The 19,700-nt window shown below is 63.5% G+C and carries 16 protein-coding genes; 8 read left to right on the forward strand and 8 right to left on the reverse strand.

The annotated features are described in order from the left end of the window. The first annotated feature begins 102 nt into the window (after positions 1-102). The 3 genes from treS (at position 103) to ACLCGK_RS26330 (ending at position 4,013) form a co-directional block, all read left to right on the forward strand. Positions 103-2,169 carry a maltose alpha-D-glucosyltransferase gene (treS, locus tag ACLCGK_RS26320; protein ID WP_410953293.1) on the forward strand — a complete coding sequence of 689 codons (2,067 nt, stop codon included), beginning with the start codon at positions 103-105 and terminating at the stop codon, positions 2,167-2,169. A gap of 505 nt (positions 2,170-2,674) precedes the next feature. After that, entirely contained in the window at positions 2,675-3,301 is a 627-nt protein-coding gene (locus ACLCGK_RS26325) for a riboflavin synthase (RefSeq protein ID WP_013972897.1), read from the forward strand. A 10-nt stretch (positions 3,302-3,311) separates the two neighbouring features. Next, the gene (locus ACLCGK_RS26330; protein WP_013972898.1) at positions 3,312-4,013 is read left to right on the forward strand and encodes a YoaK family protein; all 702 of its coding nucleotides are present in this window, start codon (positions 3,312-3,314) and stop codon (positions 4,011-4,013) included. Here ACLCGK_RS26330 and proP read toward each other — a convergent pair whose 3' ends face one another. The 6 genes from proP to glaH form a co-directional block, all read right to left on the reverse strand. Further along, the gene (gene proP / locus ACLCGK_RS26335) at positions 4,014-5,516 is read right to left on the reverse strand and encodes a glycine betaine/L-proline transporter ProP (RefSeq protein WP_410953294.1); all 1,503 of its coding nucleotides are present in this window, start codon (positions 5,514-5,516) and stop codon (positions 4,014-4,016) included. Between the two features lie 159 nt (positions 5,517-5,675). Next, positions 5,676-6,650, reverse strand: a complete 975-nt coding sequence (hemB, locus tag ACLCGK_RS26340; protein WP_013972900.1) for a porphobilinogen synthase — start codon at positions 6,648-6,650, stop codon at positions 5,676-5,678. A 207-nt stretch (positions 6,651-6,857) separates the two neighbouring features. Then, positions 6,858-7,751, reverse strand: coding sequence for a PA4780 family RIO1-like protein kinase (locus ACLCGK_RS26345; RefSeq protein ID WP_123085035.1), 894 nt, complete (start codon positions 7,749-7,751; stop codon positions 6,858-6,860). A gap of 87 nt (positions 7,752-7,838) precedes the next feature. Beyond that, positions 7,839-9,230, reverse strand: coding sequence for a GABA permease (gene gabP, locus ACLCGK_RS26350; protein WP_023661037.1), 1,392 nt, complete (start codon positions 9,228-9,230; stop codon positions 7,839-7,841). 151 nt (positions 9,231-9,381) lie between these two features. Next, positions 9,382-10,644 carry an L-2-hydroxyglutarate oxidase gene (gene lhgO, locus ACLCGK_RS26355; protein WP_003260140.1) on the reverse strand — a complete coding sequence of 421 codons (1,263 nt, stop codon included), beginning with the start codon at positions 10,642-10,644 and terminating at the stop codon, positions 9,382-9,384. A gap of 114 nt (positions 10,645-10,758) precedes the next feature. Continuing rightward, positions 10,759-11,736: a glutarate dioxygenase GlaH gene (gene glaH / locus ACLCGK_RS26360; protein WP_013972903.1), complete on the reverse strand. Its 978-nt coding sequence runs from the start codon at positions 11,734-11,736 to the stop codon at positions 10,759-10,761. 195 nt (positions 11,737-11,931) lie between these two features. On the opposite strand from glaH, the gene csiR reads away from it, so the two are divergent. The 3 genes from csiR to ACLCGK_RS26375 all read left to right on the forward strand — a co-directional run bounded on the left by csiR (position 11,932) and on the right by ACLCGK_RS26375 (position 14,888). Then, complete coding sequence (csiR, locus tag ACLCGK_RS26365; protein WP_015270630.1) at positions 11,932-12,627, forward strand: DNA-binding transcriptional regulator CsiR; 696 nt, start codon at positions 11,932-11,934, stop codon at positions 12,625-12,627. 211 nt (positions 12,628-12,838) lie between these two features. Then, positions 12,839-13,519 carry a response regulator transcription factor gene (locus ACLCGK_RS26370; RefSeq protein ID WP_013972905.1) on the forward strand — a complete coding sequence of 227 codons (681 nt, stop codon included), beginning with the start codon at positions 12,839-12,841 and terminating at the stop codon, positions 13,517-13,519. Further along, positions 13,497-14,888: a sensor histidine kinase gene (locus tag ACLCGK_RS26375; protein WP_410953295.1), complete on the forward strand. Its 1,392-nt coding sequence runs from the start codon at positions 13,497-13,499 to the stop codon at positions 14,886-14,888. The genes ACLCGK_RS26370 and ACLCGK_RS26375 overlap by 23 nt, the downstream gene beginning before the upstream one ends. A 134-nt stretch (positions 14,889-15,022) precedes the next feature. Here the strand turns inward: ACLCGK_RS26375 and cysS are convergent, their stop codons facing one another. Together cysS and ACLCGK_RS26385 are read right to left on the reverse strand one after the other, a co-directional pair. After that, on the reverse strand, positions 15,023-16,405 hold the full coding sequence (cysS, locus tag ACLCGK_RS26380; protein ID WP_410953296.1) for a cysteine--tRNA ligase: 1,383 nt from the start codon (positions 16,403-16,405) through the stop codon (positions 15,023-15,025). 9 nt (positions 16,406-16,414) lie between these two features. Beyond that, the gene (locus ACLCGK_RS26385; protein WP_013972908.1) at positions 16,415-18,118 is read right to left on the reverse strand and encodes a glutamine--tRNA ligase/YqeY domain fusion protein; all 1,704 of its coding nucleotides are present in this window, start codon (positions 18,116-18,118) and stop codon (positions 16,415-16,417) included. 247 nt (positions 18,119-18,365) lie between these two features. Here ACLCGK_RS26385 and ACLCGK_RS26390 point away from each other — a divergent pair, with 247 nt between their 5' ends. Together ACLCGK_RS26390 and ACLCGK_RS26395 are read left to right on the forward strand one after the other, a co-directional pair. Then, the gene (locus ACLCGK_RS26390; RefSeq protein WP_003259195.1) at positions 18,366-18,866 is read left to right on the forward strand and encodes a peptidylprolyl isomerase; all 501 of its coding nucleotides are present in this window, start codon (positions 18,366-18,368) and stop codon (positions 18,864-18,866) included. After that, on the forward strand, positions 18,863-19,585 hold the full coding sequence (locus ACLCGK_RS26395; protein ID WP_013972909.1) for a UDP-2,3-diacylglucosamine diphosphatase: 723 nt from the start codon (positions 18,863-18,865) through the stop codon (positions 19,583-19,585). Before ACLCGK_RS26390 ends, ACLCGK_RS26395 begins: the two co-directional genes overlap by 4 nt. Positions 19,586-19,700 lie beyond the last annotated feature (115 nt).

The following is a 19,700-nucleotide window of genomic DNA, read 5'->3' on the forward strand; positions in this document are numbered from 1 at the left end:
CGGGCGCGCCCGCGAAACAGCCAAAAGCAATCTCAAGCCGAACGATCAGCCGCCACAGCCGTCATAACCTGAGCCGCTGCCGACACGCAAAGAGGACGCGAAATGACCCAACCCGACCCGTCATACGTCAAATGGCTCGAAGACCGCGCCATGCTCAAGGCCTCCCAGCAACGCACCCACTTGTACTCGGGCCAGTCGCGCCTGTGGCAACAGCCCTACGCCGAAGCGCAGCCCCGCCGCGCCACTGAAATCGCTTCGGTCTGGCTGACCGTCTACCCCGATGCCATCATCGCCCCCGAAGGTTGTTCGGTGCTTGGCGCCTTGGGCCACGAGGCGCTGTGGAAGCGTTTGTCGGAGATCGGCATTCAGGGCCTGCACACCGGCCCGATCAAGTTGTCCGGCGGCATTCGTGGCCGTGAACTCACCCCCAGCGTGGACGGCAACTTCGACCGCATCAGTTTCGACATCGACCCGCTGTACGGCAGCGAGCAGGAGCTGATCCAGATGAGCCGCATGGCCGCCGCGCACAACGCCGTGACCATCGACGACCTGATCCCCTCGCACACGGGCAAGGGCGCCGACTTTCGCCTGGCCGAGCTGGCCTACGGTCCCTATCCGGGGCTGTACCACATGGTCGAAATCCGCGAGGAAGACTGGCCGCTGCTGCCCGAAGTGCCTGCCGGGCGCGACGCGGTCAATCTGCTGCCGGCCCAGTGCGACGAGCTCAAGGCCCGCCATTACATCGTCGGCCAGCTGCAACGGGTTATCTTCTTCGAACCAGGTGTGAAGGAAACCGACTGGAGCGCCACGCCGCCGGTGACCGGTGTAGATGGCAAGACCCGGCGCTGGGTGTACCTGCACTACTTCAAGGAAGGCCAGCCATCGCTGAACTGGCTGGACCCGACCTTCGCCGCCCAGCAGATGATCATTGGCGATGCCCTGCACGCCCTGGACTGCCTGGGTGCACGTGGCCTGCGCCTGGATGCCAACGGTTTTCTCGGTGTGGAGACCCGCGCCAGCGGCACTGCCTGGTCGGAAAGCCACCCGCTGTCGATCGTCGGCAACCAGCTGATCGGCGGCATGATCCGCAAGGCCGGCGGTTTCAGCTTCCAGGAGCTGAACCTGACCCTCGACGACATCGCGCAGATGTCCAGGGGTGGTGCCGACCTGTCCTACGATTTCATTACCCGGCCGGCCTACCAGCATGCGCTGCTGACTGGCGACACCGAGTTCCTGCGCCTGATGCTCAAGGAGACGCATGCTTTCGGCATCGACCCGGCCTCGCTGATCCATGCCTTGCAGAACCACGACGAGCTGACCGTGGAGCTGGTGCATTTCTGGACCCTGCATGCCCACGACATGTACCTGTACAAAGGCCAGACCTTGCCTGGCGGCATCCTGCGCGAGCACATCCGCGAAGAGATCTACGAACGGCTGTCGGGCGAGCATGCGCCATACAACCTGCGCTTCGTCACCAATGGCATAGCCTGTACCACGGCCAGCCTGATCGCTGCCGCGCTGGGTATCCGCGACCTTGGGCAGATCGGGGTGGCAGAAATCGAGCTGATCCAGAAGGTGCACCTGCTGCTGGTCATGTACAACGCCATGCAGCCGGGTGTGGTGGCGCTGTCCGGCTGGGACCTGGTAGGCGCCCTGCCCTTGCCCGCCGAAGCGGTCGCCCAGCGGATGCTGGATGGCGATACCCGCTGGATTCACCGCGGCGGCTACGACCTGGCCGGGCTGGAGCCACAGGCCCAGACGTCTGTGCGTGGCATGCCCCGAGCCCGGGCGCTGTATGGCAGCCTGGACAGCCAGCTGGAGAACGGCGATTCGTTTGCCTGCAAGGTGAAGAAGCTGCTGGCGGTGCGCCAGGCCTATGGCATTGCCACCAGCCGCCAGGTGCTGGTGCCCGAAGTCAGCAGCCCCGGCTTGCTGGTGATGGTGCATGAGCTGCCGGCCGGGCGTGGCATCCAGATCACTGCGCTGAACTTTGGCCAGGAAGTGATTGCCGAGGAGCTGCAACTGACCGGGTTCACGCCGGGGCCGGTGGTGGACATGATCAATGAAACGGTCGAAGGGGATTTGACCGAGGATGGGCGGCTGATGGTGAACCTGGACCCGTATGAGGCGCTGTGCCTGCGGATCGTCAACAGCAGTGGGCATGTCTGAGTTGGATTTGCCCCATTGCCTTCGCCGGTGAAGCTCTGAACGGCAGCCAAGCGATTCCTGTGGGAGCGGGCGCGCCCGCGGACACCGGCGCAGCCGGTGCCATCCACCGCGTCGCCTGCTTCGCGGGCATGCCCCACACAGGGGCCCCACCTCCTGAAGGAATGCACCATACCTGTGGGAGCGGGTTCACCCGCGAACACCGGCGCAGCCGGTGCCATCCACCGCATCGCCTGCTTCGCGGGCATGCCCACACACAGGGAGCCCACCAGCTGAAGGAATGCGCCATACCTGTGGGAGCGGGCGCGCCCGCGAACACCGGCGCAGCCGGTGCCATCCACCGCGTCGCCTGCTTCGCGGGTGAACCCGCTCCCACAGGGTCACCTCCAGCTGACAAAGTGCGCCGTGCCTGTGGGTTTCCAGTGTCCAGACCAATGGCTGGCTTGCTTTTACCGCTCCACGGGCATAGCGTTCGGAGGTTTTCTTTTCCGTGCCCAGGAGCAACTCCATGTACACCGGCATCGTCCAGGCCGTCCGCCCTCTGCTTGATGTGACCACCTACCCGGGCCACAACCAGTTCACCATAGACCTCACCCCGGAATTGCTCGACGAGCTGAAGATCGGCGCCAGCGTCAGTGTCGAAGGCACCTGCCTGTCGGTCACCGAAATCAACGGCACCCAGGTCAGGTTCGACGCCATGACCGCCACCCTCGAGCGCACCAACCTGCGCAACTTCAAGGCCGGCCAGGGCGTCAACATCGAACGCTCGGCGAAGATGAACGCCGAAGTCGGCGGCCACCTGATGGCCGGCCACATCGCCACCACCGCCGAAATCGTCGAGCTGTCGATCAAGGAAACCGGCGCCTTCATCAAGTTCCGCATGCCAGCGGAATGGGGCAAGTACGTATTCCCGCGCGGTTTTATCGGGGTCAACGGCTGCAGCCTGACCGTAGCCGATGTCGAGAACAACGTGATTACCATTAACCTGATCCCGGAAACCCTGCGCCAGACCACCTTTGCCAGCTACAAGGCCGGCGAACTGCTCAACATCGAAGTGGACCACCAGACAATGGTGCTGGTCGATGTGGTGGAGCGCACGATCAAGAGCACCCTGGCCCGCGAAATGCCTCGCTGAGCTCCCGAGAATGCTGCCCAACACCCTCCCCGCGCGCACTGCCAAGCGGCTGCGCCTGCAGATTCTGCGTGGTCGTGTCGGCCTCGGCCTGGTCGCCGGCCTGTCCGTACTGGCCGGCATGACCGATGCCATCGGCCTGCTGGCGCTGGGCGACTTCGTGTCATTCATGAGTGGCAACACCACGCGTCTGGCCGTTGCCATCAGCGATGCGGACCTGGCCCTGGTGCTACGCCTGAGTGCTGCAGTGCTGAGCTTCGTCATCGGCAACGCGCTGGGCGTGCTGCTGGCGCGCGCGTTCCGCCGTCGGGCCTGGCCGGTGCTGCTGGTGGTCGCCGCCCTGCTGGGCTTTGCAGCCGCATGGCCCTTGGCAGCGACCTTGCCCGCGCTGCTCGCCGCCACACTGGCCATGGGCATGATCAACGCCGTGGTCGAACAGGTGAACGGCCTGCCCATCGGCCTGACCTACGTCACCGGCGCCCTGTCACGCTTCGGTCGTGGGCTGGGGCGCTGGCTGCTGGGCGAGCGGCGCAATGGCTGGCGGGTGCAACTGGTGCCTTGGGCCGGCATGCTGCTGGGCGCTGCGCTGGGTGCATGGCTGCAGCACCACCTGGGCCTGCAGGCGCTAGCCGGCAGCTGCTCGCTGGCCTGCGTGCTGGCCCTGGTGTCGCGGTTCATTCCACGGACGTGGCAGCGTGGCTACATGCCACACTGATCACTCGATGCGCGGGTGCTGCTGCACCAGCAACTTGCGCTTGGCCTCCAGTTCGGCAATCTGCGCATCGATGTCCTCTATCCTTTGCTCGATGTTGTCGTGGTGCTCCTGCAGCAGCTCACGCGCTTCCTCGATATCCGATGCTGCCGGTGCCGCGCCGCGCAGCGGCTTGTTGGCGGTTTCCTTCATGGTCAGGCCGGTGACCAGCCCCACGGCGGCGATCACCATCAGGTAATAGGCCGGCATGTACAGGTTGCCAGTACTCTCCACCAGCCAGGCGGCGATGGTCGGGGTGAGGCCGGCGATCAGCACCGAGATGTTGAAGGCGCTGGCGAGGGCGCTGTAGCGGATGTGCGTGGGGAACATTGCCGGTAGCGTCGACGCCATCACGCCGATGAAGAAGTTCAGCAGCACGGCAATGATCAGCAGCCCGGCAAAGATCACCCCCAGTACGCCGCTGTTGATGAGCATGAATGCCGGAATAGCCAGCGCAAACAGGCCGACGCTGCCGACGATGATGAACGGTCGGCGGCCGAACTTGTCACTGAGCAGCCCGATCATCGGCTGCACGAACAGCATGCCGACCATGATCGCGATGATGATCAGCACGCCATGGTCTTCGCTGTAGTGCAGGTTGTGCGACAGGTAGCTGGGCATGTACGTGAGCAGCATGTAGTAGGTGACGTTGGTGGCGATTACCACACCGATACAGGTCACCAGGCTGCGCCAGTGTTGGGTGGCGACCTCCTTGAAGGACACCTTGGGCCCGGACGCCAGGCCTTCGCGGTCGCCCTGCTCCAGTTTGTCGACATGCTGCTGGAAAGCCGGCGTTTCCTCCAGGGCATGGCGCAGGTACAGGCCGATGATGCCCAGCGGCAAGGCGAGGAAGAACGGCAGGCGCCAACCCCATTCGAGGAACTTTTCCTCACCCAGCACCGTAGAGATCAACACCACCACACCGGCACCCAGCACGAACCCGGCAATCGAGCCGAAGTCCAGCCAACTGCCGAGAAACCCCCGTTTTCGGTCCGGGGCATATTCGGCGACAAAGATCGACGCGCCGGTGTACTCGCCCCCCACCGAGAAGCCCTGGGCCATCTTGGCCAGCAGCAACAGGATCGGCGCCCAGATACCGATGCTGGCATAGGACGGTATCAGGCCGATGGCAAAGGTGCTGAGCGACATGATCACGATGGTCGCAGCGAGGATTTTCTGCCGCCCGAACCGGTCGCCCAAGGCACCGAAGAACAGCCCGCCCAGAGGCCTGATCAGAAACGGCACCGAGAACGTGGCCAACGCCGCGATCATCTGCACGCTGGGGTCGGCATTGGGGAAGAAAACCTTGCCCAGGGCGTAGGCGACGAAGCCGTAGACGCCGAAGTCGAACCACTCCATGGCATTGCCCAGTGCCGCCGCGGTGATTGCCTTGCGCATCTTGCCGTCGTCGACGATGGTGATGTCCTTCAGGCCGATTGGCTGGAGGCTTTTCTTGCGAGGTTTCATGTCCGTATCCCTGTCGATGAATGCTCTAAGGGATGAGATACAACGGGACACTAAATAATTCAGCGCTTAAGGGTTTTTTGTGTTTTTCCTCACCGGTTGCGGCGCAGGCAAAGAAAAGCCGCTGCGATGGCAGCGGCTTGCATGGGCAACGGCTCGCGGTCAGATGCCTTCGCGGGCCAGGTCCATGGCGAAGTAGGTGAGGATCAGGTCGGCACCGGCACGCTTGATCGCGCCAATGCTTTCACGCACCACCCGGCCTTCATCGATGGCGCCAGCCAGGCCACCGAACTTGATCATCGCGTACTCGCCGCTCACCTGGTACGCCGCCAGCGGCAGGCGCGAGGCGGCACGGATATCGGCGATCACGTCGAGGTAGGCACCGGCCGGCTTGACCATCAGTACATCGGCGCCTTCCTGCTCGTCGAGCAGCGACTCGCGCACGGCTTCGCGGCGGTTCATCGGGTTCATCTGGTAGCTCTTGCGGTCGCCCTTCAGCGCGGTACCACCGGCTTCACGGAACGGGCCATACAGCGACGAGGCGAACTTGGTGGAATAGGCCATGATCGCGGTGTCGTGGAAGCCGGCACCATCCAGCGCGCTGCGGATGGCCTGGACCTGGCCGTCCATCGCCGCCGACGGGGCAATGAAGTCGGCACCGGCAGCAGCGGCGATGACCGCCTGCTTGCCCAGGTTGGCCAGGGTGGCGTCGTTGTCCACGCCGTGGTCGTGCAGCACGCCGCAGTGGCCATGGCTGGTGTATTCGCAGAAGCAGGTGTCGGACATCACCACCATTTCCGGCACGGTGTCCTTGCAGATGCGTGACATGCGCGCGACCAGGCCGTTTTCGTTCCAGGTGTCGCTGCCGACGGCGTCCAGGTTGTGCGAAACGCCAAAGGTCATCACCGACTTGATACCAGCGCGGGCATAGCGCTCGATTTCCTGGGCCAGCAGCTTCTCGGGGATGCGGTTGACGCCCGGCATGCTGGTGATCGGCACGAAGTCATCGATGCCCTCTTCGACGAAGATCGGCAGGATCAGGTCTTCAAGGCGGAACTCGGTTTCCTGGAAGATCGTGCGCAGGGACTCGTTCTGGCGCAGGCGGCGTGGACGAACGGACGGGAATTGGTTGGACATGACAGCTCCAGGGAATTTGAACGGCGTATACCTTATGCCTGTCGCGCGCCAGTGAAAAGGCCAGATGACGAGATATTGTCTTGCGTCAAAGGCAATGGCTGCATTTTTCCTGTGCCGGCCTTTTCGCGGGCATGCCCGCTCCCACAAGTACAGCGCGATTCCTGTGGGAGCGGGCGTGCCCGCGAAGAGGCCGGCACAGGCAACACATCACTGCAGCCAGGGCGGCGCAGGCTCCTCTGCCCTGGCCACCCCTGCCTCAGCCTCGGCCCGCGCGGCTCGCCGGCGCGCATCATCCAGCCGGGCCGCATCGATCTCGCGCATCACCCCGGCCACGTCAGCCGCCTGCTCGTCATCCTCGAACAACCCCGTCAGCGGGCTGTCCGGGCGCAGTTCGCCCGCCTCGTACAAGGCCCACATTTCCTGCGCATACCGGGTACTTTTCAGCTCCGGCGCAAAGCGCCCGAAATAATGGGCCATGTTGGCCACATCGCGCTGCAACATGCTGAAGGCATGGTTGTTGGCCGCTGCATCCACCGCTTGCGGCAAGTCGATGATCACCGGCCCGTCCGGGCCAAGCAGCACGTTGAACTCCGACAGGTCGCCGTGCACCAGCCCGGCACACAGCATCAGCACGATCTGGCGAATGACGAAGGCATGGTACGCCCGGGCTTCCTCGGCCTCGAGGTGTACGTCGTTCAGGCGCGGGGCCGCGTCACCGTCGGCATCGGTCACCAGCTCCATCAACAGCACGCCGTCCTGGAAATCGTAGGGCCTGGGAACCCTCACGCCAGCGCCGGCCAGGCGGAACAGCGCCGCCACTTCGGCGTTCTGCCAGGCGTCTTCGGCTTCCTTGCGGCCGTACTTGCTGCCCTTGGCCATGGCCCGGGCCTGACGGCTGTTGCGAACCTTGCGGCCCTCCTGGTACTCGGCAGCCTGGCGGAAACTGCGCTTGTTGGCTTCTTTATAAACCTTGGCGCAGCGCACCTGGCTGCCACAGCGCACCACATACACGGCGGCTTCCTTGCCACTCATCAACGGCCGCAGTACTTCGTCGACCAGGCCGTCTTCGATCAGGGGTTCGATTCTTTTGGGTGTCTTCATCAGGCTGCGTTCGGGGTCCTGGCTGTGATGGCGGACATCCTCTCACAGCCTGATGCGACTTGCTCGTCTGTCTTCAGGCCGAGCGACTCAAGCGCCCTGCCCTACGCTGCCAACCACCGCCTCGCGCGCCCGGCGCCGTGTGACCAGAAGGCCCGAACACACCACCAGTACCGCCAGCACCATGGTCGATACCACTTCCAGACGGTGATCCGGGCGGAACAGCATCAGTACCAGCACCCCGCTGATGAACAGGATCACGCCCCAGGTCAGCCATGGGAACAGCCACATGCGGTAGCCCAACGTCTTGCCCTGTGCAGTCAGGCGCTGACGCAGGCGCAGCTGGGAAACGGCGATCACCAGATACACCAGCAGGGCAATGGCGCCGGAGCTTGCCATGAGGAAGCCGAACACCTTGGCCGGGACCAGGTAATTGGCAATCACCGCCAGGAAAGCTGCGCCTGTGGACAGCAGTACAGCCACCACGGGGGTACCGCTGCGGCTGGTCACCTGGGCACAGGCTGGCGCATCACCGCGGCGGCTCAGCGAGTAGACCATGCGCGAAGCGGTATACAGCGACGAGTTGAGGCAACTGGTCACCGACGTCAGCACCACGAAGTCGATGATGGCCTTGGCATTCGGCACGCCCAGGGTGTCCAGCACCGTGACATAGGACCCTTCGGTGGCCAGGCGCGGGTCAGTCCACGGCACCAGCGCGATGACGATGAATATCGACAGGATATAGAACAGCGTGATCCGCCAGATCACCGAGTTGGTGGCCTTGGAAATATGCTTGCCCGCTTCATCCGATTCGGCTGCGGCAATGGTCACCACTTCGGCGCCGAGGAACGAGAACATGGTAATCAGCATGGCGCTCAGCACCGCACCAAAACCGTTGGGCATGAAGCCGCCACTGTCCCACAGGCGCGACACGCCGCTGACACCGGAGCCTGGCAGCAGGCCGAAGATGGCGCATACCCCCAGCGCGATGAAGCCGACAATGGCCACCACCTTGACCAACGCCAGCCAGAACTCGAACTCACCGTAGTTCTTCACGCTGAACAGGTTGGTGGCGGTCAGCAACAGGGTAATCACCAACGACAAGACCCAGATCTCCAGCTGCGGGACCCAGGAATTGATGATGGTGGCGGCGATATTGGCCTCGATGGGAATGATCAGTACCCAGAACCACCAATACAGCCAGCCGATGGTGTAGCCGGCCCATTTGCCGATGGCGAGGTCGGCATAGGTAGAGAACGAACCGGTGTCCGGTGAAGCAACGGCCATTTCGGCCAGCATGCGCATCACCAGCACCACCAGCGCGCCGGCCAGGATATAGGCCAGGATGGTGGCGGGCCCTGCCTCGGCAATCGCACGGCCGGAGCCGACGAACAGGCCGGCACCGATCACGCCGGCAATGGACAGCATGGTGACATGCCGGGATTTCAATCCATGACTCAAATTGTTCTTGTGGGTTTGCATGGCGCTACCTTGTTGTTATTGTCATGCCCACGCTGGGGCCGCCGGCTTGCACGTCACCGACGCAGGCGCGAAAAAGCCCGCCCTGCCCCAGATGGTGAGTAGGGCAGTACGGGTTGAGGAAAACGAAACCGCAGGGCGTATTACGGGTAGGTCAGCCGGCAGCCCGCTGACGAGGCGCCAGGTCGGCCTTGGGGAAACTGCCGCCCTGGCGACCGACCTGCTCGCATACCTTGTCGACGATGTATGCGCCGATCGGGATGGCGGAGGTGGCGGCCGGCGACGGTGCGTTGCACACGTTGACGCTGCGAGCGGTGTTGACGAACAGGAAGTCGTCGATCAGCTTGCCGTCACGCGATACGGCCTGGGCACGCACGCCGGCCGGATAAGGCGTGAGGTCGGCCTTGGTGATGCTCGGGCAGTATTTCTGGACCTGCTTGAGGTAACCACCCTTGAACAGCGAGTTCTTCATCTCGATCAGGCCTGGGCGGAAGTTCTTCGCCAGCACCTTGAGGATGCCGGGGGTGGTCAGGGTCTGGAACAGGTCGGCTGGGCTGACATCGCGCTTGCGGTAACCCTCGCGCTTCATTGCCAGCACGGCGTTGGGGCCAACGGTCACGGTGCCGTCGATCATGCGTGTCAGGTGCACACCCAGGAACGGCATGGACGGGTCGGGAATCGGGTAGATCAGGTGGTTGACGATCTGGTTGTGCTGCTTGGGCAGCAGGTAGTACTCGCCACGGAACGGGCAGATGACGAACTCGGTCCGCAGGCCCAGCATGCTCACCACGCGGTCGGCCATCAGGCCCGAGCAGGTCACCAGGAAACGGCTGCGCAACTCATCGTCATGATGGTCGCCACGCGTGCGCACGACCACTTCGCTGGCCAACTCCTGCAGGCCGACCACCTCGGCGCCATAGCGGATCTCACCGCCGGCGCGCTGGAACTCGGCGCCCATGGCCGCAGTCACTTCGGCGTAATTGACGATACCGCTGGAGGGCACGAAGATGCCGCCCATGCCAACGATATTGGGCTCGCGCTCGCGCAGTTCGGCCGCCGACAGCCAGTAGCGCTCCAGGCCATTGGCCGCGGTGCGCTCCCACAGCGCCTTCATGCGCTGCATTTCCAGGTCGTTGGTAGCCACCAGCAGCTTGCCGCATTCATCGAAGCGGATACCGTGCTGGGTGCAGAAAGCCTTGGTGGCCTTGTTGCCTTCCAGGCAGAAGCGCGCCTTGAGGCTGCCGGGGGTGTAATACACGCCGGCGTGGATCACGCCGCTGTTGTGGCCGGTCTGGTGGCGGGCCGGGCCGGACTCTTTCTCCAGCAGGAGAATCTTCGCATCCGGGTAGACCTTGATCAGGTGCATGGCCGTGGACATGCCCACAATGCCACCGCCAATGATGATGAAATCGTACACAGCCTTACCTCACACGCAGGCATTGCCTGACTGGCTCACCAAGGCCCGCGCGGGCCCTGGTGGCATCGTTTTGTGCAAAGACGCGTGGGCGGGCGCCCGCCCCGCGCCCTGTCATTATTGCCCGCGCTGGTACAGCGGTTTGGGGAAGGCCACGTAACCGCGCTGGCGCATCAGCTCGCGGCGCAGGCCTTCGTGCGGCGTGAAGCGGTCGCGGCCATGCAGCCAGAACAGGTTGTTGATCAGCAGGAAGCTACCCACACCGACCGGTACCGAAAGCTTCTTCTCGCTGCCTTCCAGCGATTCGGACAAGGCGTTCAGCCAGATGCCCTCCTCGTAGTTTTCCGGCTGCACGAACTGGTCGATGTAGCGCATGGTCGGGCGGCCTTCGGCATCGGTGTCGAATACCGAGTGGAACACATCTTCGGACACCTTCTTGCTCGGCGGTGCGGTCCAGCGCATTTCGCGACGGGCCAGCGGGTGGCGGAAGAATTCGTCGCACTGCTCCCAGTCGTCCAGGTGCAGCAGCAGCGAGTTGCCGCCTTCCATGTTCTTTTCGTCGATCTTCAGCATCAGCACGTAGTCGGTGATCTGGTTGACGAAGGTGCCGTCGTTGTGCAGCTCCATGACCCGGTGCGGCTGGCGCAGGTAGCTGTCGGAGTTGTCGGTGTTGACCACCACGAAGCGGGCATAGAACTGGCCGCTCATGGCGTCGTAGTTGGAGCGGCCGATCAGGTGTGCGCAGGCGGTGGTGAACTTGACCATGTCCTCGGCCTGGCTCACGTCATCCAGGCCGACCGGGGTGATCAGCATGCCGCCGCTGGCGCGGTTGAGGATGGTATTGAGCAGCACCGGCCGCAGGGTGCCCTGGCACAGCTCGTCGAGGATCTCGCCAACCCGGAAGCGCAGGAACGACTTGTACTCCAGCGCCTGCACCGGCCACTGGGCAACAGCCTGGACGAACGCTTCGACCGTTTCGCGGGCAAAGGTGAGCTCAAGCAGGCGCGGCGACTGTTTCGAAGGGGCGATGGTGTAACCACGCGGCTCGAGCGGCAGTGGCATCACAAGTTCGTCGATCTGCGTAAAAGCGTTCATGGCAGTGTCCTGGCAGAAAAAATGAGTAGCGCCGTCCGGGCATGACCTGGATCAGTGCGGGCGAGCTAAAATTATCGCCATAAACGCAAAATGTCTACATTTTTATTTTTCAAAGACAGAATGTGTTTTTGTCCATTGTTTTTCGCCGGCGAACGCTTTCGGTATGATCGACAAAACCGTTTGAGGAACAGGACCTTGGAAGCGCTCGCCCCCCGACAAAACTCAGCATTCAGCGGGTATGAGAGGCTCAAGAAGGACATCATCCGCGGCGTGTTCAAACCCGGCGAAAAGCTGCTGATGAGCACCCTGAAGGAGCGCTACGACCTGGGCGTGGGCCCGCTGCGCGAAGCACTGTCGCAGTTGGTGGCCGAGCACCTGGTCAACGCGATCAGCCAGAAAGGCTACCGTGTGGCGCCCATGTCGCTGGACGAGATGAACGACATCTACGATGCCCGCGCCAACCTGGAGGCGATGATCATCACCCTGGCCATCGAGCGTGGCGACGACGCCTGGGAGGCGTCGGTACTGGCCCACTCGCATACCCTGGCCAAGGTGGTGGAAGTGAAGACCCGCGAGCAGCGCCTGGATGTGTGGGACGAACGGCACAAGGCGTTCCACACGGCCATTGCCTCGGGCTGCGGCTCCAAGCACCTGCTGCAGGCGCGCACTTACCTGTTCGACCAGGCCGAGCGCTACCGGCACCTGTGGCTGACCCAGACGGTGTTTTCCGAACAGGCCCTGGAGCTCAAGCGTCAGGAGCATGCGGCTCTGGTGGAAGTGATTCTGGCCCGGGACGCCAAGCGCGCCAGTGCCATGATGCGCTCGCACCTGATGACCCCGGTGCCGATCATTGCGCAGATCATGCATGCCGAGGGTATCGGCGCACGCTAGAGGGTTGCTTTGTATCCCTCAGGGCCCTATCGCCGGCAAGCCAGCTCCCACAGGTACTGCGCTGCCTTCGGGGCCTGTGGGGTCTCTGTGGGAGCTGGCTTGCCGGCGATAGGGCCAGGGCAGGCAAAACGCGCCAGATGAATTTTTCTTAAATCGCCGTTTGGCTATTCTTTGGCACAATCAAGTCTCCATTAGATGCCCGGGAACCAGCATGCCTCGCGTACTGACCATCGAAGACGACGCCGTCACCGGCCAGGAAATCGTCGCCGAACTTACCAGCCACGGCCTTGAGGTGGATTGGGCCGACAATGGCCGTGAAGGCCTGGCCAAGGCCATTGCCGGCGGCTACGACCTGATCACTCTGGACCGCATGCTGCCCGAGGTCGATGGCCTGACCATCGTCACCACGCTGCGCAACCTCAAGATTGCCACGCCGATCCTGATGATCAGCGCCCTCTCCGACGTCGACGAGCGGGTGCGCGGCCTGCGTGCCGGGGGTGACGACTACCTGACCAAACCGTTCGCCTCCGACGAGATGGCCGCGCGGGTCGAAGTGCTGCTGCGCCGCAACAGCGTACCCATGACCCAGACCCGCCTGCAGGTCGCCGACCTGCAACTGGACCTGATCAGCCACGAAGCCCGCCGTGGCGAACAGACCCTCAACCTGCTGCCCACCGAGTACAAGCTGCTGGAGTACCTGATGCGCCATAGCGGCCAGGTGATCACGCGGATGATGATTTTCGAGGAAGTCTGGGGCTACCACTTCGACCCGGGCACCAACCTGATCGACGTACACATCGGTCGCCTGCGCAAGAAAATCGACTCGCCCGGCCAGTCGCCGCTGATCCGTACGGTACGGGGCTCCGGCTATGCCATTGCTGAACCCGTCTAAGGGCTGGAGCTCCTCGACCAGCCGCCTGCTGGCGCTGTACAGCTTTCTGTTCGTGGCCTGGAGCAGCATCCTCATGGGGGTGCTGTACTTCGAGGTGTCCAGCTACCTGAACAAACTCACCCGCCATTCGATGCTGCAGCGCCAGCACCTGTTCGCGCACATGAGCGGCAAACAGCTGGACGACGCCCTGGTCGCCAGCCAGGCCTTCGAGGAGCGCAGCTTCGACGCCTACGGCCTGTTCGACAACCAGCTCAACCCGATCGGCGGGCGCATTCGCGCCATCCCGCCAGAGCTGGGGCTGGACGGCAAGGTTCACGAACTCAAGCGCTGCCTGGACGCCGACGACCCGCACATGCCGCGTGACAGCTGCGACGCGGTGGCGATCAAGGTGCAGGATGGCCGCTGGCTGGTGCTGGTGCGCGACAACGGCTCGCTGTTCGTGGTGACCCGGATCATCCTGCATGCCCTGCTTTGGGGGATATCGCTGACCCTGATCCCGGGCTTTGCCGGCTGGTACCTGCTGAGGCGCCGCCCACTCAAGCGCATCCGCGCGATCCAGGCCCAGGCCGAACTGATCGTCGCCGGTGACCTTACCCACCGCCTGCCGCTGTCGGCCCGGCGCGACGAGCTGGACATGCTGGCAGCCATCGTCAACGCCATGCTCGACCGCATCGAGCGGCTGATGCACGAGGTCAAGGGCGTGTGTGACAACATCGCCCACGACCTGCGCACCCCGCTCACGCGCCTGCGCGCCCAGCTGTACCGCATTCGCCAGCAAAGTGACGCTGACTCCACCCAGGCCGAGGCACTGGACCAGGCCATTAGCGAAACCGACACCCTGATGGCGCGTTTTCGCGGGTTGTTGCGCATCAGCGAACTGGAAGACCGCCAGCGGCGAGCCGGTTTCGTCCAGCTTGACCCGCACGAGTTGCTGGTCGAGCTGCACGACTTCTACTTGCCGTTGGCAGAAGATGGCGGCATCCGCCTGGAACTGCAGCAGCCGGCCGAACTGCCGGCATTGCATGGTGACCGCGAACTGCTGTTCGAGGCACTGGCCAACCTGGTGGGCAACGGCATCAAGTTCACGCCCGAGGGTGGGCTGGTGCGGATAACGGCGACGCAGGACGACAAGGGCCTGCACCTGGCCATCGAGGACAGCGGGCCGGGTATTCCGGAAGAGGAACGTGCGGCGGTGCTGAAGCGCTTCTACCGTAGCGATGAAGGCCACCGCCATGCGGGGTTCGGGCTGGGGTTGTCGATCGTTGCGGCGATCGTCGACCTGCATGGGTTCGGGCTGGAGGTGGGGGAAAGCGAGCTGGGCGGGGCGAGGCTGATACTGCACTGCCCGCTCGCCGGGCTAGCCAAATAGAAGCTGGGGCCGCTATGCGTCCCATCGCCGGCAAGCCAGCTCCCACAGGGACTGCACAGTTCTTCAGTATTGCGCGGTTCCTGTGGGAGCTGGCTTGCCGGCGATGGGCTGCGCAGCAGCCCCAGTGACATCGATCAGTCGGCCAGACGCCAGGTAGTCCCACCCTTGCCGTCTTCCAGCACCACACCCATGGCAGTCAGCTGGTCGCGAATGCGGTCGGACTCGGCCCAGTTCTTGTCCGCACGCGCCTGCAGGCGCGCCTGGATCAAGCCCTCGACCTCCGCGGCATCCACCTTGCCTTCGGCACCGGCACGCAGGAAGTCATCGGCTTCCAGCTGCAGCACCCCCAGCACATCACCCAGCTCGCGCAGGCGACCGGCCAGGCCGGCAGCAGCCTCCACATCGCTTTCGCGCAGGCGGTTGATCTCGCGCACCAGGTCGAACAGCACGGCGCAGGCTTCGGGGGTGCCGAAGTCGTCGTTCATGGCCACGCTGAAGCGCTCGACAAACTCTTCGCCACCCTTGGCCGCCACCCGTGGAAAGCCACGCAGGGCGTGGTAGAAGCGCTCCAGCGCGCCCTTGGCATCGCGCAGGCTGTCTTCCGAGTAGTTGATCGCGCTGCGGTAGTGGCTGGCCACCAGCAGGTAGCGCACCACTTCCGGGTGATACTTCTCGAGCACGTCGCGAATGGTGAAGAAGTTGTTCAACGACTTGGACATCTTCTCGCCATTGATACGAATCATGCCGCAGTGCATCCAGGCGTTTGCGTACTGCTTGCCGGTGGCCGCCTCGCTCTGGGCGATCTCGTTCTCGTGGTGCGGGAACTCCAGGTCGCTACCGCCGCCGTGGATGTCGAAGCTTTCACCCAGGCAGCAGGTGGACATCACCGAGCACTCGATGTGCCAGCCCGGACGCCCCGGGCCCCATGGCGACTCCCAGCTCGGCTCGCCCGGCTTGACGCCCTTCCACAGCACGAAGTCCAGCGGGTCCTGCTTGGCTTCGTCGACCTCGATACGGGCACCGATGCGCAGGTCTTCGATCTTCTTGCGCGACAGCTTGCCGTAGCCGACGAACTTGCCGACGCGGTAGTACACGTCACCATTGCCCGGTGCGTAGGCATAACCCTTGTCGATCAGGGTCTGGATCATCGCGTGCATGCCGGCGATATGGTCGGTGGCACGCGGCTCCTGGTCCGGCGGCAGGATGTTCAGGCGGCGCTCGTCTTCGTGCATCGCGTCGATCATGCGGGCGGTCAGGGCATCGAAGCTTTCGCCGTTCTCGTTGGCCCGGTTGATGATCTTGTCATCGATGTCGGTGATGTTGCGCACATAGGTCAGCTCGTAGCCGCTCTTGCGCAGCCAGCGGGTGACCAGGTCGAAGGCCACCATGCTGCGGCCATGGCCCAGGTGGCAGTAGTCGTACACGGTCATGCCGCACACGTACATGCGCACCTTGTTGCCATCCAGCGGCTTGAAGGTTTCCTTCGTTTTGCTCAGCGTGTTGTAGATGGTAAGCACGGCGGTTCCTCAGCTGCCCCAGGAGTCACGCAGGGTGACAGTGCGGTTGAACACCGGGCGGCCCGGCTGGCTGTCCTTCAGGTCGGCGCAGAAGTAGCCTTCGCGTTCAAACTGGAAACGGTCCTCGGGCTGCGCCTGGGCCAGCGACGGCTCGGCGCGGCAGCCGCTGAGCACCTGCAGCGAGCCTGGGTTGATGTTGTCCAGGAAGCTGCCGCCCTCCTCGGTCTTTTCCGGGTTCGGCGAGCGGAACAGGCGGTCGTACAGGCGCACTTCGCACTCGACGCTGCCCTCGGCCGGTACCCAGTGGATCACGCCCTTGACCTTGCGGCCTTCCGGGTTCTTGCCCAGGGTGTCCGGGTCGTACGAGCAGCGCAGCTCGACGATGTTGCCGTCGGCATCCTTGATCGCCTCGTCGGCGCGGATCACGTAGCTGCCGCGCAGGCGCACTTCACCGGCCGGTTCCAGGCGCTTGTAGCCCTTCGGCGGCTCTTCCATGAAGTCGTCACGGTCGATGTACAGCTCGCGGGAGAACGGCAGCACGCGCACGCCCATGTCTTCCTTCGGGTGGCGCGGCAGTTCGAGCTGCTCGACCTGGCCTTCCGGATAGTTGGTGATGACCACCTTCAGCGGGCGCAGCACGCACATGGCGCGCGGTGCGGTGCGGTCCAGGTCGTCACGGATGCTGAACTCGAGCATCGACATGTCGACCACGCCGTCGGAACGGTTGGTGCCGATCATTTCGCAGAAGTTGCGGATCGAAGCCGGGGTGTAGCCACGGCGACGGAAGCCGGACAGGGTCGACATGCGTGGGTCGTCCCAGCCTTCGACGTGCTTTTCGTCGACCAGTTGCTTGAGCTTGCGCTTGGACGTGATGGTGTAGTTCAGGTTCAGGCGGCTGAACTCGTACTGGCGCGGGTGCGCCGGCACCGGCAGGTTGTCGAGGAACCAGTCGTACAGCGGACGATGGCCTTCGAACTCCAGGGTGCAGATCGAATGGGTGATGCCCTCGATGGCGTCCGACTGGCCGTGGGTGAAGTCGTAGTTCGGGTAGATGCACCACTTGTCACCGGTCTGGTGGTGGTGGGCATGGCGAATACGGTACAGGATCGGGTCGCGCAGGTTCATGTTCGGCGAGGCCATGTCGATCTTGGCCCGCAGCACGCGCTCGCCATCCTTGAACTCGCCGGCCTTCATGCGCGCGAACAGGTCGAGGTTCTCGTCAACGCTGCGCTCGCGGAACGGGCTGTTCTTGCCCGGCTCCTTGAGGTTGCCACGGTATTCCTTGGCTTGCTCGGGGGTAAGGTCGCAGACGTAGGCCTTGCCACGCTTGATCAGCTCGACCGCCCAGTCGTGCAGCTGGTCAAAGTAGTCGGAGGCGTAGCGCACATCGCCGGCCCAGTCGAAGCCCAGCCACTTGACATCGCTCTGGATGGCGTCGATGTACTCCTGGTCTTCCTTGGCCGGGTTGGTATCGTCGAAACGCAGGTGGCAGACGCCCCCGAATTCCTTGGCCAGGCCGAAGTTGACGCAGATCGACTTGGCGTGACCGATGTGCAGGTAGCCATTGGGCTCCGGCGGGAAACGGGTGACGATGCTGCTGTGCTTGCCCGAGTCCAGGTCGGCCTGGATGATCGGCCGCAGGAAATTCGCAGGGACAGCGGGGGCGCCTTTGGCAGCGGCGTTGGGCGCGTTGTCGGCAGTGGGCTTGCTCATAGGATCCTTGAATGCACGTGTCCGGCCTGGGTAGGCCGATTGAATCAAAGGGCCTATCATAGCCGAAGCAGTCAAGCTGCTGACAGTCGGGCCCGGACAAACTGGCGTGATTTATCACGGCTTTTTGCCGCAGCCTGGCAAAATGGCCAGTGCGCGCCATGTGTCGCGATCGCCTGATCCTGCGTCAGGTGATGACCCGCGCCCTGCGCACCCTAATTCCGATTGCCTTGAAAGAGCGAGTTTCAGCATGTCCAAAGTCAAACTGAGCACCAACCACGGCGACATCGTCCTGCAACTGGACGCCGAGAAAGCGCCGCTGACTACCGAAAACTTCGTTCAGTACGTCAAGGACGGCCACTACAATGGCACCGTGTTCCACCGCGTGATCAAGGGCTTCATGATCCAGGGCGGCGGCTTCGAGCCTGGCATGAGCCAGAAGAAGACCCGCGCCAGCATCCAGAACGAAGCCGACAACGGCCTGAAGAACAAGAAGTACAGCATCGCCATGGCCCGTACCATGGAGCCGCACTCCGCCTCGGCGCAGTTCTTCATCAACTCGTCCGACAACGACTTCCTCAACCACAGCGGCAAGAACGTGCAGGGCTGGGGCTACGCGGTATTCGGCGAAGTGATCGAAGGCCGTGAAATCGTCGACGCCATCGAAAAGGTCGCCACCGGTTCCAAGGCTGGCCACCAGGACGTGCCGAAGGACGACGTGATCATCGAGAAAGCCGAGATCGTTGAGTGATCCTGCTGATCTCCGATCTGCACTTGCAAGAAGAACGCCCGGACATTACCCGGGCGTTTCTTGATCTGCTCGATGGCCGTGCCCGCCACGCCAAGGCGTTGTACATCCTTGGCGACTTTTTCGAAGCCTGGATCGGCGACGATGCCATGACGCCCTTCCAGCAGTCGGTCTGCCAGGCCATGCGTCGGCTGAGTGACAGCGGCACGGCCATCTACCTGATGCATGGCAACCGTGATTTCCTGATCGGCCAAGCCTTCTGCGACGCTGCGGGCTGCACGTTGCTGCACGACCCCAGCGTGATCGAGCTGGGTGGCGAGCAGGTGCTGCTGATGCATGGCGATACCTTGTGCACCCGCGACCTGGCCTACATGAAAATGCGCCGCTTGCTGCGCAACCCGCTGAGCCTGTGGGTGTTGCGGCACCTGCCGCTGTCGGCCCGCTACAAGCTGGCACGCAAGCTACGCAGCGAAAGCCGCTCGCAAACGCGGATGAAGTCCACCGAGATCGTCGATGTCACGCCAGAGGAAGTGCCGAAGGTAATGGCGGCGCATGGTGTACGTACCTTGGTGCATGGGCATACCCATCGGCCGGCAATACACAAGCTGGTGGTCGACGGGCAACCGGCACGGCGTATCGTGCTGGGCGACTGGGACCGCCGTGGCTGGGCCTTGCAGGTTGACGAGCAAGGCTTTCAGCTGGCGCCGTTCGAGTTTTCCTGACCGACCGAGGCACCTTCTTCGCGGGCATGCCCGCTCCCACAGGTACTGCACCAAGGCTGCAAGCGGTGCGGTACCTGTGGGAGCGGGCAAACCCGCAATGAGGCCGGTCTTCCCT

The organism is Pseudomonas sp. S1(2024), from assembly GCF_046557535.1.

Excerpts from the sequence above, each read along its gene's own strand:
- ACLCGK_RS26370 (WP_013972905.1), top strand. The coding sequence starts at position 12,839 with ATGCCTCGCGTACTGACCATCGAAGACGACGCCGTCACCGGCCAGGAA.
- hemB (WP_013972900.1), bottom strand. The coding sequence starts at position 6,650 with ATGTCCAACCAATTCCCGTCCGTTCGTCCACGCCGCCTGCGCCAGAAC.
- gabP (WP_023661037.1), bottom strand. The coding sequence starts at position 9,230 with ATGCAAACCCACAAGAACAATTTGAGTCATGGATTGAAATCCCGGCAT.
- glaH (WP_013972903.1), bottom strand. The coding sequence starts at position 11,736 with ATGAACGCTTTTACGCAGATCGACGAACTTGTGATGCCACTGCCGCTC.
- proP (WP_410953294.1), bottom strand. The coding sequence starts at position 5,516 with ATGAAACCTCGCAAGAAAAGCCTCCAGCCAATCGGCCTGAAGGACATC.
- ACLCGK_RS26330 (WP_013972898.1), top strand. The coding sequence starts at position 3,312 with ATGCTGCCCAACACCCTCCCCGCGCGCACTGCCAAGCGGCTGCGCCTG.
- ACLCGK_RS26345 (WP_123085035.1), bottom strand. The coding sequence starts at position 7,751 with ATGAAGACACCCAAAAGAATCGAACCCCTGATCGAAGACGGCCTGGTC.
- ACLCGK_RS26385 (WP_013972908.1), bottom strand. The coding sequence starts at position 18,118 with ATGAGCAAGCCCACTGCCGACAACGCGCCCAACGCCGCTGCCAAAGGC.
- treS (WP_410953293.1), top strand. The coding sequence starts at position 103 with ATGACCCAACCCGACCCGTCATACGTCAAATGGCTCGAAGACCGCGCC.
- ACLCGK_RS26375 (WP_410953295.1), top strand. The coding sequence starts at position 13,497 with ATGCCATTGCTGAACCCGTCTAAGGGCTGGAGCTCCTCGACCAGCCGC.
- ACLCGK_RS26390 (WP_003259195.1), top strand. The coding sequence starts at position 18,366 with ATGTCCAAAGTCAAACTGAGCACCAACCACGGCGACATCGTCCTGCAA.
- ACLCGK_RS26325 (WP_013972897.1), top strand. The coding sequence starts at position 2,675 with ATGTACACCGGCATCGTCCAGGCCGTCCGCCCTCTGCTTGATGTGACC.